General features: G+C 69.7%; 2 protein-coding genes. Both read right to left on the minus strand.

The annotated features are described in order from the left end of the window. On the minus strand, nt 1-515 hold a 515-nt coding region (locus QZ281_RS03015; protein WP_292224568.1), incomplete at its 3' end, for a DUF2336 domain-containing protein. Further along, nucleotides 512-891, minus strand: a 380-nt coding sequence (locus QZ281_RS03020) for a hypothetical protein (protein WP_292224570.1), incomplete at its 5' end; no start/stop codon positions are given. The genes QZ281_RS03020 and QZ281_RS03015, both read right to left, overlap by 4 nt.

Below are 891 nucleotides of genomic sequence, written 5' to 3' on the forward strand. Positions count from 1 at the left end.
CAGGCTTTGTCGGCCGTTATGTTGTGCGGGCTCTTGCGCAGCAGGGCGCCCAGGGTCTCGTCATCGCCATGGGCGACGATGGCGTCCGAGACGGCTTCAGAGACGCTGGCGCGGCCTGAAACGGCGCGCATATGGTCCTGGCCCCGCTGGCGCACAATGCTCACCAGATCGTCGTCCGACAGCACGGGCGAGCCGCGCAGGACAGGCGTAGCGACCTCTGCCTCGTCATTGGCGAGACGACTGATCAGGTTGCGGGGGGCATGCAGCATATTGGCGAAACGGGCCGACAGTTCGGCGCGCACCGCCGTCTCCATCTGCTCGGACAGGCGCGCCAGCAGGGCGCCGTAGAGGCCGCTCTCGCTGGGCGGAAGCGGCGCTTCACCGAAGAAATGGTCGGTCAGGGCACGCAGCAACTGACGCCGCCGGGTGCTGGACGCTTCATCGGCCAGGGCGATCAACTGCGGCAGGCGCGAGTCTGTCAGGGCGTCCGTCTCCACCAAGGCGGGCTCCGTCATGGGGTCTCGTCGGACTGCGATTGGGGCATGGCGCGGATGCGGCCGTTGGCGTCACGGATCAACTGCGGCGGGGCGTCGGGTTCGGCCATGTCCTTGGATGCCGGAATCTGGGTCAGTTCGACGGGCAGGGCGTTCAGATAGGACTGCTGCGGCGCGGCGATGGCGTCGGGATGACGGCCTGCCTGACGGTGCACCGAATAGTAGCGGGCCTGCTGGCTGTAGGGACCGGCCTGGGCGACCTGCTGGACCTCGGCGGGCTGAGGCGCGTCTGGGGCGGTGGCGGGGGCGGGCGCCTGATCGTTCGGGCGGCGCTGCAGGCTGAAGATGGCGGCGTCGCGGCGCGGCGCCATCGGATCGACGACGTCGGCGGCGGGCG

The organism is Brevundimonas sp., assembly GCF_018608325.1.
Classification (GTDB): Bacteria; Pseudomonadota; Alphaproteobacteria; order Caulobacterales; family Caulobacteraceae; genus Brevundimonas.